Source organism: Streptomyces sp. NBC_01197, from assembly GCF_036010505.1.
Lineage (GTDB): Bacteria > Actinomycetota > Actinomycetes > Streptomycetales > Streptomycetaceae > Streptomyces.
Genome location: NZ_CP108569.1, coordinates 598526 through 613212 on the forward strand (window position 1 = coordinate 598526; position 14687 = coordinate 613212).

Sequence of the window (14687 nt, forward strand, 5' to 3'; positions counted from 1 at the left end):
TCAGATCTTGCATATAGCCAAGCCGAGTGCAACATTGGTCCCATCCAATTTGGACAGTCGCGGTAATGCTGCGTCCCTCCGAGACCGGCGATGTCTGAGAACGTCCCGGTCGCTCGGCGCCCCACCCGGCCGTCCGTGTCTCCATGTCTCGAAAGGACAAGCGCCATGGCGTCACCCGACACCACTGTGACGCAAGGGATCAACGGCAGTCTGCGGCCGGTGATCGGCGTCGCTCTGGTCGCCGCTCTCGGCGGACTGCTGTTCGGCTACGACACCGGGGTCATCTCGGGAGCGCTCCTCAGGATCGAGTCGGACTTCCACCTCTCCTCGTTCAGCTCCGGTGTCGTGGTCAGCTCGATCCTGGTGGGCGCCATGATCGGTGCGGCGGCAGCGGGCAATCTCTCCGACCGCTACGGCCGCCGCCCCGTCCTGGTGGCAGCCGCGGCCATCTTCACGCTCGGGGCCGCGATGGCGGCCTTCGCCCCCTCGGCGACGATGCTCACAGCGGCGCGTGTCGTGCTCGGGCTCGGCATCGGCGTGGCCTCGAACCTGGTGCCGGTCTTCATCGCGGAGGCCGCCCCGCCCCTCTACCGGGGACGGCTGGTGGGCCTCAACCAGTTGATGATCACGCTGGGCATCGTCCTGGCGTATGCCGCCAACTACTCGCTGGAGAACGTCGCCGACAGCTGGCGCTGGATGTTCGGCCTCGCCGCCGTGCCTGCCGTGCTCTTCGGTGTGGGGATGCTGTCGGTGCCCGAGTCCCCGCGCTGGCTGGCCCTGCGCGGCCGGACCGACCGCGCCCGGGCCGTCCTCACCCGGTTGCGGGGGCCCGGCGATCCGGCCGGGGTGGAAGCCGAACTGGCCGAGGCGATGGCCGGGGCGGGCGAGACTAAGGCCCGCGTACCCCGTAAGGGCCGGTGGCGGGCGCTGACCGACCGCTCCGTGCGACCGGTGATCATCGCCGGTGTGGGCCTCCAGATCCTCGGCCAGGCTTCCGGCGTCAACACCGTCATCTACTACGCCCCGAAGATCTTCGAGAGCAGCGGACTCGGCTCCTCCTCGTCCATCCTCGCGACCGTGGGTGTCGGCGTGGTCAACCTCCTGATGACGCCGGTCGGCATGTTCGCCGTGGACCGCTTCGGCCGCAAGAAACTGCTGGCCGCCGGCGCCGCCGTCATGACCCTCTCGCTGGCCGGCCTGGCCATCACCCTCGCGGCCGGCGGTCAGGGCTCATCGGTCGCCTGGCTCGCGGTGCTGTTCGTGGTCCTCTTCGTGGCCGCCGTCGCCACGACGCTCAACGTGGTGGTCTTCATCATCCCCTCCGAGCTCTATCCACTGCGCATCCGCGGGACGGCGATGAGCGCCACGATGTTCTCGAACTGGGCGATGAACTTCCTGGTCTCCCTCACCTTCCTCACCCTGCTCAGCACCTTCGGCGGGGCGGGTACCTTCACCCTGTACGCGGTGGTGTGCGCGCTGCTGACCCTGTTCGCCCTCCGCTGCATCCCCGAAACCAAGGGCAAGAGCCTGGAGCAGATCGAACAGGAACTGCTGCCCAGGTGACCGCGGTTGTGGCCGTCCCGGACCAGGTTCGCCCCGTCACCGCTCACGCCCGGCCCGTCCGGGCGGGCCCGGTGACGGGGCGTTCGACCTCTCAACCTGGAGAGCGCGACGACCATCAGTCTCCAACGGGCGTCTCAGGCACCGGCTTTGGGCTTCAGGGCGCGCAACTGCTGGTCCAGCTCGCTTCGGTAGAATTCCATGAACCCGTCCGGGTCCGGCCCGGCGTTCTGGGTCACCAGCCGGTCGAAGCCCGCGTCCACGAAGGGCTGTGCCGTCTGCAGAAACCGCACGGGGTCGGTTCCGCAGGCGAACGTCGACAGGATGTCCTCTTCGCGCACGGTGCTGGTGGCGGCCTCGAAGTTCGCCGGGTTGGGCAGTTCGGCCATCACCTTCCACCCGGTCACCGCCCACCGCGAGGTCTCCAGGGCGGCCTTGGCGCCGGTGTGCGCATGGCGGGCCCAGGCCATGGGGACCTCGGCGTACCGCGGGCCGCCCCCACCCGCACGACGGTAAGCCTCCACCGTCTCCCTCGCCGGCTCGGTGGCGAAGAGGCCGTCCCCGAGTTCGGCGGCGATCCGGGCGGCGGCGGGGCCCGCGGCGGCCACCGCGATATCCGGGAGCTCCGGCGGGAGGTCGAAGACCCGGGCGTCGTCCAGTTTCAGGTACCGGCCGTCGTACGACCGGTAACCACCGCTCCACAGCAGGCGGATGATCTCCAGCGCCTCCCGCAGCCGTGCGTGCCGCTCGGGCACGGAGTTGGGGAAGCCCTCTCCCGTGACGTGCTCGTTGAGCCGCTCCCCCGAGCCCACACCGAGCGTGAAACGGCCGTCGGACACCAGGGCGAGGGTCGCTGCGGCCTGGGCGATGATCGCGGGGTGGTAGCGGACCGTCGGGCAGGTCACTCCTGTTGCCAGACCGATGCGTTCGGTCTTGGCGGCGATCGCCCCGAGCACCGTCCAGGCGAACGGTGAGTGGCCCTGCACATCCAGCCAGGGATGGTAGTGGTCGCTCATCTCCACGAAGTCGAAACCTGCCTGCTCAGCGAGCACGGCCTGCCGTACCAGTTCTTTGGGGCCGAAGGCCTCGGCAGCGAGTTTGTAGCCGATCTGCACTTTCACTCCTTGTCCGGGTTGGTCTTCTCCGCCGTCCTCCTCGGCCGGGTGCACGACGATCGCTGTCGTGGTGCTCCCGGCAGCGGTGGGGGCGGCCGATCGGCGTGCCGTTGGAGCGTGACCGCTCAGCCTGCGCCGGGGAGCCGCACCCGCACGGTCCCGTCGGCGTCCACGCGCGTCTGGAAAGAAGGCTGCGGCGCGGTGGCAGGGCCCCGTACATTCCAGCCGTCCGAAAGCCGGAAGGTGCTTCCGTGCCAAGGGCACTCCACACATCCGTCGGCGAGTTTCCCCTCGGAGAGAGGGCCGGAGAAATGGCTGCACCGGTCCGCCAGAACATGGATTTCGGTGTCGCTCTCGCGCACCACCAGAAGTGGTACCTCACCCAGTTCCCGGCGCACGGCTTCACCGATCGGGTACTCATCCACCGTGCCCAGGCTCTGCCAGGTGGGTTCCAGCAGATGGGGCACCGGTTCGGTCTTGTTGGCTCCGGCTGCCTGCCGGTACGCGAGGTGCCCGCCCAGCATCCCTCCGATGCTCGCGGCGCTGAGCCCGGTGAACCCCAGGGCGGTGCCCCAGCATTGGCGGCCGCGCCCCCGCGCCACCCAGGAAGCGGCGTACAGGCCTACCGCGGCGGCGTTCGACGCCGCATGCACCAGGCCGACGCGCATCTGCTGCTCGTGCTGCTCGGCCCAGTCGACCCAGCCCGCCAACGCGGCGGGCACCGCCGACACAACGCCGACCCCCACCAGGAGGCGTGCGCTGCGTTCTCTGCCGGGCACGAGATCCAGTACCGCTGCGGACAGCCATGCGCCCATCGGAATCTGTACCAGAAGAGGGTGCAGTGGATGACCGAGCTGGCGGCCGTGCAACACGTCGCGCGCCGGTCCCAGAGGCAGGGCGCGCACCACACGCTGCACGGGGCTGATCAGCACGTCCAGCCACTCCGTGTCACCCATGGCATCAAGTGACTTCAGTAGCGAAGCCTCGGCCGGGCCGCGCTCGGCCCCTCTCCGGCTCTCGCTCCGGGCGCCTGACGCGAACTTCCTGGACACTGCTGAAGACAACCGCATAGTGATGCGGGTTGCCTTCAGCGTCCCCTCCCAAACGGACCGGCGACTCGTGCCACTCCACTGGCCTCCGGCTGAACAGCCTCGACTGGCGGCGTACAACGCTTGCACCGACGCTGGAGACAAGAGGCTCCCGACGAGTGGGGCGGTAGTCACAACCCGACCGGAATCGCGGAGGTGCTCCATGACGACCGCCGCCGGGCTCTCCGGCCTCGGGTCCGTCTGGACGTTTCCCGGGGTGTACGCGCCCCAGATGGACACCCTTCTCCTCGCGCGGGCACTTCGGGCCGAGCGGATCACGGCCGGGATGGAGGTCCTCGATGTCTGTACGGGAGGCGGCGCTCTCGCCCTGCTGGCCGCTCGCATGGGCGCCAGGGTCTCGGCGGTCGACATCTCCAGACGGGCCGTGGTGACCGCTCGCGTCAACGCCCTGCGGGGCGGACACCGCATCCGGGTCCGGCGCGGCGATCTGTCGGTCGCGTGGAACCAGACCTTCGACGTCGTGGTGAGCAATCCGCCGTATGTGCCGTCCGAGCAGGCCCTGCCTCCGGTGCGGGGCCGCGCCCGCGCGTGGGACGCGGGACGCGACGGCAGGCACGTACTCGACCGCGTCTGCGCTCACGCCCCGTCGCTCCTCGGCCCGCGGGGGGTGCTGCTGATGGTGCACTCCGGCCTGTGCGGTACCGGGACGACGCTGCGGCAGCTGACAGGGGCCGGCCTGCGGTGCTCGGTCCTCGACCGGGTGCAGGTGCCCTTCGGGCCGGTACTCACCCCACGGCTGCCCTGGCTCCGCGCGCAGGGCCTGATCGGGCCGGCCGACGACACCGAGGAACTGGTGGTGATCCGTGCCGAGCGATGCTGAGCGGCCCAGGCGGGTCGCCGTCGACCCAGGTGGTCCGATACTGATCGAGGGACCGGTCGAAGTGGCCCTCGACGACGGCACGGTTGTCGTATCCGACCGGTTCGTCGTCGCCCTCTGCACCTGTCGGCGCAGCCACGCCTACCCGTGGTGCGACACCAGCCACCGCGGCCGCAGACGGCCGTCCCCCGCCGACCGCCCCGTACACGGCCCTGACCACACCGGGGAAGGCGCGTCATGACCGCTGCGACGACCAGCTCCGAGCGGCACCGCGCCGAGCCCGCTCTGCCCGCTCACCGGGGCCCGCTGTCAGCGGCCGTCATCACCGCTCTCACCGCGGAGCCCCAGCCGGCCCCCGGTGTCCTGGAGGCCGTGGACGCGGCGGATCCGTACAGCGAGGATCTGCAGCTGTCCCTCTACCTGCTCTACGAGCTGCACTACCGCGGCTTCGCAGGGGTGGCCGACAACCGCGAATGGCATCCCGCTCTGATGCCGCTGCGCAAGGCGCTCGAAGACCGCTTCCTCCGCGCTCTGCGCCGTGACATCCCCGGAGGCCGGAGCACCGAGGACGCGTTCGGGGAACTTCTGCTGGAACCCGCCGATCAACGGGACAGCGTGGCATACCACTTGGAGCACGAGGGCGAGTTGTGGCAGCTGCGCGAGTACGCAGCCCTGCGCTCCCTCTACCACCTGAAGGAGGCCGACCCGCATGTCTGGGTGATCCCGCGGCTGAGCGGCCGGGCCAAGGCCGCGATGGCAGCCATCGAGTACGACGAGTTCGGTGCGGGCCGGGCCGAGAACGTGCATGCACAGCTCTTCGCCGACCTCATGGCAGATCTGGGTCTTGACACCCGCTACGGCCACTACCTCAAGTCGGCGCCGGCTGCCGCGCTCGCGACGGTGAACCTGATGACGCTGTTCGGGCTGCACCGGGGCCTGCGCGGAGCGCTGGTCGGCCACTTCGCGTGCGTCGAGGTGACCTCGCCGCCGGGATCGCGCCGACTCGTCCACGCCATACGGCGCATCGGAGCGGGGCCGGCCGCTGAACGGTTCTACGCCGAGCATGTGGAGGCGGACGCCGTGCACGAACAGGTCGTACGCCGCGAGGTCATCGGTGGGCTGCTCACCGATGAGCCGTGTCTGGAGAACGATGTGGCCTTCGGTGCGGACGCCACCGTGTTCCTGGAGGACCGACTGGCCGCCTGCCTCCTGGGCAAGTGGCGAGCCGGCCGCTCCGCCCTCCGCGTCGGCTGAGACCGGGCCCCGCTCTGCGTACCGTGCGGCTGATCCCGTCAGCGGGAGGCGCGACTACGGGAAGAGCGCGACCCCGACGATGATCAGCACGATCACCGCGACGATGATGGCCGCCACCGTCCACGGACCCCGGTGCTGCAACGGCTGCTTGGGCTGTCCTCCGCGGGGGCGGTCTTCCGGCAGTACCGGGTGTTCGGGCCGGTCGCGCGAGTAGAACTCGTCCTCGTCGTCGTTATGTGCGTTGACCATGGAGACCTCATCGTCGTGGCTGGAACAAGGTCAGGTGCGAATACCCGCAATCCATGACACGTATTCCGGTCGTTACGTCGTCCGTGGAGCCCCGCCTACTCCTGCGCCCGGCGCCGCTCGTTGTAGGCATCTGCCGCACGGTCGTTGAGCGCGCTGCCCCAGGCGCGCAGCTTTGCCCCCACCGGGTGGGAGGGAGGCTCGATATCGGCGCCAGGACGCAGCTCCGGCTCGCCGTGCGCGGTGGGAAGCGCCCGGGCGGCGATGGCGCTGAGACGCGTCGTGAGCACGGGCGCCAGCCCGTGTGCCAGCCCGGCCGCCCGGGCGGCCGGTGTGAGCACGAGCCGGACACTGCGGCGCTCGACCGCTGCCACGATGCGGCCGGCCGCTCGCTGGGCGTCCATGGATACCAGCGGGGTCCCGGCCACCGCGGAGAACCAGCCGAATTCCTTCCGCCGGTCTCCGCCGAACTTGGCATGCAGATGGGAACCGGTGCGCATCAGACCGGGGTGTGCGACGGTGACCGACACACCGTCCCGGGCCGCTTCGGCGTACAGCCCCTCCGCGAGCGTCCCCACCGCGGACTTCGCGCAGGAGTACGGCAGAAGGTGCGGAGCGGCGAGCAGCCCGCCCACGGACCCGATCAGCGCCAGCCGCCCCCCGGCGGAACTGTCGCGCAGGTACGGCATCGATTCCAGCGCCGTGTGGACGGCCCCCTGGAAGATGCCGCTCATCGCGTCCTCGAAGGAGGCCGGCCCGAGGGCTTCGAGTGGGGCCACCTGGATGATGCCCGCGTTGGCGACAGCGATATCCACCGAGCCCCACTCCGCGGCCGCTTCCCGGAAGAGATCATGGACGGCTTCGCGGTCGCGGACATCGCATACGACGGCCCGCACCCGACTGCCGCGGCGTCGGCGCAGCGCCCCCTCCGCCCGCTCCAGTTCCTCCTTGTCGCGTGCCGCGATGGTCACCGCGCAGCCCCGGCGGAGGAATTCGTCCGCGAGAAGCAGCCCGAGCCCGCGTGATCCGCCGATCACCACAGCGGAAAGCCCGTAGAGCCCGGTGTTCCCGGTGCCCCGGGTGGAGGAAGACGACATGCCCTCACGTTCCTTTCAAGGTGCGTAGGTGGAACTGCTCAAGGTGGGTGCGTAGGTGGAACTGCCCGGTCAGCCGGTCTGGCAGTGCGGGCACCACACCGTGCTCCGTCCCGAGACACGGCCTCTGCGCAGCTTTTCGCCGCAGCGCGGGCAGGTCGCGTCGGTGTCGTCACGATGCCCGGTGAGCCAGGTCTTTCTCGGCGGCACGCGCCCCGCGCGCACGGCCGAGCGGACCGTGCGCCTCATATCGGTGTACAGACGCCCACGCTCCTCACCGGTCAGCCTGCCCGCCTTGCGGGCCGGGTCGACACGGGCGCGCCACAGGATCTCGTCCGCGAGCAGGTTCCCGAGCCCGGCCAGATTGGACTGGTCGATGAGGGCCGACTTCACGCCGCCCCTGCGTCTGGCGATGAGCCCGTCGAAGTCGTCCCGTCCGATCTCCGCGGCGTCGGGCCCCTGACTGTCCAGCAGGCGTTCCACGTCACCTCCCCCGGCCAGCCACAGGCCCTTGAGCTTGCGCTGGTCGCGGTAACGGAGCTGCCGGTCGTCCCCGACCGTGAACGTGACGCGGTCGTGCGGGTGCAGGCTCTCGTCCGGGCGGCGGCAGACGAGCTGGCCGGTCATGCCGAAGTGCAGCAGAAGCGTGGGGCCGTCGGTACGGGCCAGCAGCCACTTCCCGTGCCGCTGGGACTCGGTGAACCGGCACCCCTCCACCTCACGGCGGAACCGGGCGGCGCTCACCCCGTGCAGGACACCGGCGTCCCGCACCTCGACCCGCTGGACGGTCCGGCCGCCCGCACACGAGTCGAGGACCGCGCGGAAGGCTTCGACATCGGGCAGCTCCGGCATCTGTCGCTCCCTATCGGCGTGGAACCTGCTCAGTGGAGGGCTTCAGCCGCCACCCGCAGGTCCGCTACGAGTCCCGAGTACATGGCCGCGCGGTCGTCGGACCGCAGAACGGCCGACGGATGGATCGTCGCCATGGCGTCGGCGCCGCCGTCTGCGGCCGTTCCGTCATCGCCGCCGTCCAAAGCGGGCAGCGGAAACAGCACACCTCGGTCCTTCGTCACCCGGAAGGTGGGACCGAACAAGGACCGGGCCGCCGTGGCACCGAGCGCCACGACCACATCCGGGTCGACCAGCCGCAGCTCGGCGGTCAGCCAGGGGCGGCAGGCGGTGAGTTCACGCAGACTCGGCGGCTTGTGGATCCGGCGCTTGCCCGTCCCGTCAGAGGTGAACTTGAAGTGCTTCACCGCGTTGGTGAGGTAGGCCTCCTCCACGTCCACACCGGCTTCTTCGAGGGCCTTTCTCAGCATCCGCCCCGCAGGCCCGACAAACGGCTCTCCCTGGCGGTCTTCCTGGTCGCCCGGCTGTTCACCGACGAGTACGACGCGGGCCGCAGCACCACCGGTTCCGAAAACCGTGCCGGAGGCGTTCTCGAAGAGGGGGCAGCCATGGCACTCGGAGGCCGCTTTCCGGTGGGCCGGGAGCCCGCCGCGGGCCGGGAGGTACGGGGTGGCGTCGTAGCCCTGTCCCGCTGCGCCTTCGCTGCGGCCGGTCATCCCCGGTCCAGACCGTACGGGCTCCGGTGACTACCGCGGGCCGGGGAGAGATGGGGACAGCGCGCCAGCCGGAACACCGTGAATACCTCCTCCGTACGGAGAAACACCCCCCGTAAAACGTACCAAGTGGCTTGCCGGCATGCACTCCTCGGGCCGCCTGCTCCAGGCTCCGGCGCCCCTGGCCATGCGGCGTTGCGGAGCTGCGGGGATGCGGGTGGCGCCGGAAGGGAGTGCGATGGAGGGAGAGAGGGTGGTGGTGACAATGGCGCGTCCGGTGTGGAGCGGGGCCCTGTCGTTCGGGCTCGTCAGCCTGCCCGTCCAGTTGTACTCCGCGACGGAGAGCCACACGGTCCACTTCCACCAGCTCCAGCGCGGGACCTCCGACCGGGTACGGAACCGGCGCGTGAACGAGCGTACGGGCGAAGAGGTACCGCTGGACGACATCGTGAAGGGGGTCGACGCGGGTGACGAGTACGTACTGGTCGAACCCAGGGAGCTGGACGACATCGCGCCGGGGCGTTCCAAATCGCTGGAGATCAGCGGCTTCGTCGACCTCGACGACGTGGATCCCATCTTCTTCGACAAGACGTACTACCTGGGCCCGCGCGGGAAGGAGTACGAGAAGGTCTACGCGTTGCTTCACCGGGCCATGGCGCAGTCGAACAAGGCGGGTATCGCCACGTTCGTGATGCGCAACCGCCAATATCTGGTTGCTGTGAAGGCCGAAGGCGACATTCTGGCCCTGCACACTCTGCACTGGGCCGACGAGGTACGCGACCCCCGCCGCGAAGTGGCCGATCTGCCGGGGAAAGCAGAGGTCAGCGACCGGGAGATGAAGACGGCCGTGCAGTTGGTCGAGGCCATGAGCATCGAATGGGACCCCGAGGAATACCACGACACCTATCAGGAACAGACACGCAAGCTGATCGAAGCCAAACTCAGCGGGGAGACCGTGGAGAAGGCGGAGGCGCCTCCGGAGTCGACGAATGTCATCGACCTGATGAGCGCGCTGCGGGCCAGCGTCGACTCGGCCGGAGGCGGGTCCGGAAAGCAGTCCGGAAAGCAGTCCGGGAGCCGGAGCGGGGCCCGGGGCGGGGGGAAGAGCCACAAGCGCGGCAGGGCCGCATCCGATCGGCGGTCCACCGCCGAGGATCTGGGGAAGCTGACCAAGGCGGAGCTCTATGAGCGCGCGACGGCTGCCGAAATCCACGGCCGGTCCTCGATGACCCGTGAGGAGCTCGTCAAAGCCCTCTCCGGCGCGACCGCCCGCGCCGGATGACCCGCACTCCTTCCAACCGGCCTTCGCCGGTTCCGTGCTGAAGTCATCGCCTCCCTGCTCGCCCTTCAGCCCCAGCGGGCTGTCGCCGGAAGGTTTACGTTGGCCGCAGAGGGCACTGGTTCTCGTACAGATGTCGATGTTCAGGAGGACACGATGGCTGTCGCCACGTTCAGTCTGGTGGCTCTGGACTGCCCCGAGCCGGAGTCGCTGGCCCGCTTCTACGCTGATGTGCTCGGAGGGAAGGTCGAACAGTACGCGGAAGACTGGTATGACCTGTACGCCCCCGGCGGTGTACGGCTCGCTTTCCAGCGGGCTCCGGGATATCGCCCGCCCGACTGGCCGCAGGCCGGCGACAACTCCCAGCAGGCACACCTGGATTTCGACGTCGACGACATCGAGCAGGCGCAGGAGCAGGTGCTCGCGCTGGGCGCCACCCCACTGGATCTGGACGACGCCGACGGCGAGCGCGGCTTCCGTGTCTACGCCGACCCGGCCGGTCACCCCTTCTGTCTCTGCCGTCGCCGGTAGTTCCGACGTGCGGGACGACAGCGCAGACAGCGAAGACAACGCAGGCAGCAGGGACGACGGTCGCAGCGAGACTCCGCAGGAACGCGCAGACCGGAAGTGGACGGATCTGCTTCAGGAGCTGCGCGTGGCCCAGACCGGGGTGCAGATCCTGTTCGGTTTCCTGCTGACCGTCGTCTTCCAGCAGCGCTTCAGTGATCTGTCCGGGACCGATCGCAACATCTACGCCGTCACCGTCATGTTCGGGGCGGCCACGACCGGCGCCCTCGTCGGGCCCGTCTCAATGCACCGCCTCCTCACCGGCCGGCAGCTGAAGCCGCAGACCGTGGAGTGGGCGGGCAGGCTGACGCTGGTGGGGCTGGGGCTCCTGCTCTGCACCATGGCTCTGTCGCTGCTGCTGATCCTGCGGGTCGCCCTGCACAGCCCGCTCGCCATGTGGCTGGTGGGCGCCATGGTGGTCTGGTTCATCCTGTGCTGGTTCGTGCTCCCGGCCTGGGCGCGCCACCACCGGTGACCGGCACCACCGCGTATACCTGGGCGTCTCGTCGTCCGGCCCCGGAATTCACTGGCGTCAGCAGCGCTGGTGCCGCTCCGGATGCGAGGCTGGTGCAGAAGGGTGAAGGATGGTCTGACGGGGGTTTCCTCCGTGCTTCCCGGCCCGGAGGCGATGCTCCGGGTCAGCAGCCGACCCAGCACCCGCGGACAGCCGCGGTTGTGCGATGGCAGCAAGGAAGCGGGTTCCGATGTCGGACAGAAAAGGTGCGAGGATCCAGGAAGAGCCGCAGGAGGAGCGCGGGGCGAAGGGGTCTCGCGACACGGGCTCGGACGAACCGTCCGGCGGACCGGCCGACAGGCCGGCCGGCACGGCGGACGAGAAGTCCGACACGTCCATCAAGCCTCGGAAGTCCTCCCATCCGGACGCCCCCGACCTGCAGTCGGGCGGCGGCTGAGACAGCTCCGGCTGGGATGTGAGAAAGCTCGGGGCATAGGGAGGAGAACCCACCGTGACGAGGAAATCGAGCGGACCCGACGACATGGACGCCGCGGGCAAATCCGTACCGCCCTATGCCGGGCGCCGGAAATCGGCCGACACCGAGGGCAAGCAGCAATCAACCAGAGGCGGCGCGAAGACCGGGGGCGCGACGGGCCCTGTGACGGACGAGGACATGAAGGCCGCTGAGCCCAGCCGCACCAGGGGCGGTGCGACCGGTTCGCCCGCCGACGAAAAGCCCGCCGATGAAAGGTCCGCCGACCGGTCTCGGCGCGCGTCCGGACCACAGTCGGACGACCCCGGCACCGGGCCGTCCCACCACCGCGGAACTCCACGAGCCGAGGACCAGCCCTAGAACCTTGCGCCGGCCTGTTGACAAGGCGCGGCCCCGGGTCGCCCCGACGAGACGTACGGGCGGTGACCCGGGGCCCCCGGAGTGGACGAGGAGCCGGCGGCCGTCCCGCAGGAGGCATGCAGGCGTGAGCGACAACGACAACGACAAGCTGGCCAGGTACCGGGGGAAGCGTCACTTCGACCGTACGCGCGAACCCCGCGGCGAGGACAGCGACGCCAGTGAGAAGCCCGTCTTCGTGGTCCAGATCCACGACGCATCGACGATGCACTTCGACTTCCGGCTGGAGGTCGACGGCACCCTCAAGTCCTGGTCCGTGCCGAAGGGGCCCTCCGCGGACATACACGACAAGAGGCTGGCGATGCCCACGGAGGACCATCCCATGGATTACCGCACCTTCGAGGGCGTGATCGCCAGTGGCGAGTACGGGGCGGGCACAGTGATCGTCTGGGACCAGGGCACGTACGAACCGCTGGCGGGCAGTACCGGGGACAAGGGCCGTACGTTCGCCGAGGCTCTGGAACACGGTCACGCGACCTTCCGTCTCGACGGGTCCAAACTGCACGGCGCCTACGCACTCACCCGTTTCCGCGGAGGCGAGAAGTCCGGAGAGCGCGAGTCCTGGCTCCTCGTCAAGAAGAAGGACGCCCGTGCCGACGGCAAACCCGCCCCCGACCCGCAGCGGGCCCGTTCGGCGCTCAGCGGCCGCACCCTGAAACAGGTCGCCGATGAGGACCCGGAGAACACTGCGGAAGGCTCGGGGGACGCCGGATGAACGACCTGCTCCGGGCTCTGCCCGAGGCCCAGCAGCGGCTGCTGACGCCTGCTCCGGCCGCTCACGAATCGGCGGCCGATCCGATGCTCGCCGTCCTCACCGACCGCCGCGACTTCGGCTCCGACTGGGTCTTCGAACGCAAGCTGGACGGGATGCGGACCCTCGCCACCCGCGACGCGGACCGCGTACGCCTGCTCTCACGCACCGGCCGTGCGGTGGAAGGGGGCTATCCGGAGATCGCCGACGCGCTCGCGGGGCAGTCGAGCGACGGATTCACCGTCGACGGTGAGATCGTCGCCTTCGCCCACGGCCGTACCGACTTCGCCCGCCTCCAGCAGCGCATGCAGCTCACCGATCCGCGCCGTGCGCGGGCCAGTGGGGTCGCCGTCACCTACTACGTCTTCGACCTGCTCCGGCTGGACGGTTTCGATCTGACCCGGCTTCCGCTGCGCACCCGGAAGTCCCTGCTGCGACGCGCTCTCGACTTCCGCGCCCCCGTACGCTTCACCCCGCACCGCAACCAGGGCGGACAGCAGCAGCTCGATGAGGCCTGCGGCCGGGGCTGGGAGGGCCTCATCGCCAAGCGCGCCGACGGCCGCTACCAGCGCCGCCGGTCCCCGGACTGGCTCAAACTCAAGTGCGCGAACGGCCAGGAACTGGTGATCGGCGGCTTCACGGAACCCGCCGGGTCGCGCACCGGATTCGGCGCGCTGCTCCTCGGCTACTACGACAACGGCCGCCTCATCTACGCCGGCAAGGTCGGTACCGGCTTCGACCAGAGGACGCTGGCCCGGCTCCGCGCCCGGCTCGACGCGCTGGAGACCACCGCCTCGCCGTTCAGCACGGCGGTACGGGAGCGGGGCGCCCACTGGGTCGAGCCCGTGCTCGTGGCGGAGACCGGCTTCACCGAATGGACCCGCGACGGAATGCTGCGCCATCCGCGCTTCCTGGGGCTCCGGCAGGACAAGGCCGCGGCAGATGTCGTACGGGAACAGCCGCAGACGGGAAGGAACAGGACACCGTCATGAACGACACGTATCGGATCCGCGCCGGCCGGCGCACCCTCGAAGTGCACAGGCCGGACAAGGTGCTCTTCGCGGAGGACGGCGGTCTGACGAAGGCGGATATCGCCGAGTACTACCGGCGGATCGCCCGGTACATGGTGCCCGAGGTGAAAGGGCGCCCGCTGATGCTGGAACGCCATCCCGAAGGCATCGGAGCACAGCCGCACTTCATGCAGAAGGACACACCGGACCACTACCCGGAATGGGTGCACACGGCCGAGGTCGCCAAGGAGGGCGGCACCGTCCGGCACACCCTCTGCGACGACGCCGCCACCCTGGTCTTCCTCGCCGACCAGGCCTGTGTCACCTTGCACCGCTGGCTGTCCACCACCGCGCACCTGGACCAGCCCGACCGCCTGGTCTTCGACCTCGACCCGCCGGGACACGACTTCGAGGCGGTGCGTCACGCGGCTCGCCTGACGAAGGAGCTGCTGGACGAACTGAAGCTGCCCGCCATGCTGATGACCACCGGCTCCAAGGGGCTGCATGTGACCGTCCCGCTCGACGGTCGCACCGGGTTCGACGACTGCCGGGCCTTCGCGAGGGAGGCGGCCGAAGTCCTGGCCGCCCGGGACCCCGGCCGGCTGACCACCGCGGTACGCAAGGACGCGCGCGGCGACCGCCTCTACCTCGATGTCCAGCGCAACGCCTACGCCCAGACCGCGGTCGCTCCGTGGTCGGTACGGGCCAGGGAGGGTGCGCCGGTCGCGGTGCCACTGACCTGGGACCACCTCGAAGACCCCGGCCTCACCGCCCGGAGCTGGTCCTTGCGCGATGTGGACGCCATCGTGGAGCTCGCCGGGTCAGAACCCTGGTCGGGCCTGGGGCGCGGCCGGTCCCTCCCGGCAGCCCGGCAGAGGCTGGACAGACTGCGCTGACCCGGCGTCCGGCCGGAATGCGGCGCTGGGCCGAGCGGGTACCGTCCGGCCCGGTCGGTGTAC

The 14687-nt window shown here is 69.8% G+C and carries 18 protein-coding genes; 12 read left to right on the top strand and 6 right to left on the bottom strand.

The genetic code is table 11. The features are described from left to right. Positions 1 to 165 precede the first annotated feature (165 nt). Positions 166 to 1563 carry a sugar porter family MFS transporter gene (locus OG452_RS02720; RefSeq protein ID WP_327293978.1) on the top strand — a complete coding sequence of 466 codons (1398 nt, stop codon included), beginning with the start codon at positions 166 to 168 and terminating at the stop codon, positions 1561 to 1563. A 134-nt stretch (positions 1564 to 1697) separates the two neighbouring features. On the opposite strand, the gene OG452_RS02725 is transcribed toward OG452_RS02720, so the two are convergent. Both OG452_RS02725 and OG452_RS02730 read right to left on the bottom strand, forming a co-directional pair. After that, positions 1698 to 2675 carry a TIGR03557 family F420-dependent LLM class oxidoreductase gene (locus tag OG452_RS02725; RefSeq protein WP_327293979.1) on the bottom strand — a complete coding sequence of 326 codons (978 nt, stop codon included), beginning with the start codon at positions 2673 to 2675 and terminating at the stop codon, positions 1698 to 1700. 125 nt (positions 2676 to 2800) lie between these two features. Beyond that, positions 2801 to 3631 carry a Rieske 2Fe-2S domain-containing protein gene (locus tag OG452_RS02730; protein WP_327293980.1) on the bottom strand — a complete coding sequence of 277 codons (831 nt, stop codon included), beginning with the start codon at positions 3629 to 3631 and terminating at the stop codon, positions 2801 to 2803. A 295-nt stretch (positions 3632 to 3926) separates the two neighbouring features. Between OG452_RS02730 and OG452_RS02735 the strand changes: the two genes are divergently transcribed. Genes OG452_RS02735 through OG452_RS02745 form a run of 3 tightly spaced genes read left to right on the top strand, consistent with a single transcriptional unit; the run spans position 3927 to position 5855 of the window. Next, positions 3927 to 4604 carry a HemK2/MTQ2 family protein methyltransferase gene (locus OG452_RS02735; protein WP_327293981.1) on the top strand — a complete coding sequence of 226 codons (678 nt, stop codon included), beginning with the start codon at positions 3927 to 3929 and terminating at the stop codon, positions 4602 to 4604. Further along, entirely contained in the window at positions 4588 to 4842 is a 255-nt protein-coding gene (locus tag OG452_RS02740) for a CDGSH iron-sulfur domain-containing protein (RefSeq protein WP_327293982.1), read from the top strand. Before OG452_RS02735 ends, OG452_RS02740 begins: the two co-directional genes overlap by 17 nt. Further along, positions 4839 to 5855 (top strand): iron-containing redox enzyme family protein, encoded by a 1017-nt coding sequence (locus tag OG452_RS02745; RefSeq protein WP_327293983.1) that lies wholly within the window; start codon positions 4839 to 4841, stop codon positions 5853 to 5855. Before OG452_RS02740 ends, OG452_RS02745 begins: the two co-directional genes overlap by 4 nt. Before the next feature lie 54 nt (positions 5856 to 5909). Here OG452_RS02745 and OG452_RS02750 read toward each other — a convergent pair whose 3' ends face one another. The 4 genes from OG452_RS02750 to OG452_RS02765 all read right to left on the bottom strand — a co-directional run bounded on the left by OG452_RS02750 (position 5910) and on the right by OG452_RS02765 (position 8760). Continuing rightward, positions 5910 to 6104: a hypothetical protein gene (locus OG452_RS02750; protein ID WP_327293984.1), complete on the bottom strand. Its 195-nt coding sequence runs from the start codon at positions 6102 to 6104 to the stop codon at positions 5910 to 5912. A 95-nt stretch (positions 6105 to 6199) separates the two neighbouring features. Then, a complete protein-coding gene (locus tag OG452_RS02755) occupies positions 6200 to 7198 on the bottom strand; it encodes an SDR family NAD(P)-dependent oxidoreductase (protein WP_327293985.1) in 999 nt (332 codons plus the stop codon). 69 nt (positions 7199 to 7267) lie between these two features. Continuing rightward, on the bottom strand, positions 7268 to 8047 hold the full coding sequence (locus OG452_RS02760) for an Fpg/Nei family DNA glycosylase (protein ID WP_327293986.1): 780 nt from the start codon (positions 8045 to 8047) through the stop codon (positions 7268 to 7270). Positions 8048 to 8076: 29 nt separating this feature from the next. Next, positions 8077 to 8760 carry a UdgX family uracil-DNA binding protein gene (locus OG452_RS02765; protein WP_327293987.1) on the bottom strand — a complete coding sequence of 228 codons (684 nt, stop codon included), beginning with the start codon at positions 8758 to 8760 and terminating at the stop codon, positions 8077 to 8079. A gap of 235 nt (positions 8761 to 8995) precedes the next feature. Between OG452_RS02765 and ku the strand changes: the two genes are divergently transcribed. The 8 genes from ku to ligD (OG452_RS02805) all read left to right on the top strand — a co-directional run bounded on the left by ku (position 8996) and on the right by ligD (OG452_RS02805) (position 14624). Then, the gene (ku, locus tag OG452_RS02770; protein ID WP_327293988.1) at positions 8996 to 10039 is read left to right on the top strand and encodes a non-homologous end joining protein Ku; all 1044 of its coding nucleotides are present in this window, start codon (positions 8996 to 8998) and stop codon (positions 10037 to 10039) included. Between the two features lie 153 nt (positions 10040 to 10192). Further along, positions 10193 to 10567 carry a VOC family protein gene (locus OG452_RS02775; protein WP_327293989.1) on the top strand — a complete coding sequence of 125 codons (375 nt, stop codon included), beginning with the start codon at positions 10193 to 10195 and terminating at the stop codon, positions 10565 to 10567. Positions 10568 to 10574: 7 nt separating this feature from the next. Further along, positions 10575 to 11078 carry a DUF6328 family protein gene (locus OG452_RS02780; protein WP_327293990.1) on the top strand — a complete coding sequence of 168 codons (504 nt, stop codon included), beginning with the start codon at positions 10575 to 10577 and terminating at the stop codon, positions 11076 to 11078. Positions 11079 to 11307: 229 nt separating this feature from the next. Next, the gene (locus OG452_RS02785; protein WP_327293991.1) at positions 11308 to 11514 is read left to right on the top strand and encodes a hypothetical protein; all 207 of its coding nucleotides are present in this window, start codon (positions 11308 to 11310) and stop codon (positions 11512 to 11514) included. 54 nt (positions 11515 to 11568) lie between these two features. Beyond that, entirely contained in the window at positions 11569 to 11910 is a 342-nt protein-coding gene (locus tag OG452_RS02790; protein ID WP_327293992.1) for a hypothetical protein, read from the top strand. A 124-nt stretch (positions 11911 to 12034) separates the two neighbouring features. Beyond that, entirely contained in the window at positions 12035 to 12682 is a 648-nt protein-coding gene (locus OG452_RS02795; RefSeq protein WP_327293993.1) for a DNA polymerase ligase N-terminal domain-containing protein, read from the top strand. Beyond that, on the top strand, positions 12679 to 13710 hold the full coding sequence (ligD, locus tag OG452_RS02800) for a non-homologous end-joining DNA ligase (RefSeq protein WP_327293994.1): 1032 nt from the start codon (positions 12679 to 12681) through the stop codon (positions 13708 to 13710). The genes OG452_RS02795 and ligD (OG452_RS02800) overlap by 4 nt, the downstream gene beginning before the upstream one ends. Beyond that, positions 13707 to 14624, top strand: coding sequence for a non-homologous end-joining DNA ligase (gene ligD / locus OG452_RS02805; protein ID WP_327293995.1), 918 nt, complete (start codon positions 13707 to 13709; stop codon positions 14622 to 14624). The genes ligD (OG452_RS02800) and ligD (OG452_RS02805) overlap by 4 nt, the downstream gene beginning before the upstream one ends. Positions 14625 to 14687 lie beyond the last annotated feature (63 nt).